Raw genomic sequence first — 296 nt, 5'->3', positions numbered from 1 at the left:
TATGCCGGAGTGGAGAACCCGCTCTACACCCGCAAGGAGGGCGTGACGATGTGCCTCGGTGATGCCAAGGAGACGGTGGCTGACCTCGTCAGTGCCGCTACTCAGGCACCTGCCAAGGCGGATGCCGCTCCCGACGATACCGCCAAGCTCCTCCACGAGGCTAAGGAGGTGATCATCGTCCCCGGCTACGGTATGGCACTCGCACAGGCGCAGCACGAGGTGAAGCACCTTGCCGATGCGCTGACCCGCAATGGCGCACACGTACGCTTTGCCATCCATCCCGTCGCCGGTCGTAT

At 63.9% G+C, this 296-nt stretch carries 1 protein-coding gene; it reads left to right on the top strand.

The annotated features are described in order from the left end of the window. On the top strand, positions 1 to 296 hold a 296-nt coding region (locus tag HMPREF2890_RS05200; RefSeq protein WP_148130682.1), incomplete at both ends, for an NAD(P)(+) transhydrogenase (Re/Si-specific) subunit beta.

This window comes from Porphyromonas sp. HMSC065F10 (assembly GCF_001808555.1).
Lineage (GTDB): Bacteria > Bacteroidota > Bacteroidia > Bacteroidales > Porphyromonadaceae > Porphyromonas_A.
The sequence above is the reverse complement of the archived record's forward strand: the minus strand, read 5'-3'. Positions and strand labels throughout refer to the sequence as shown.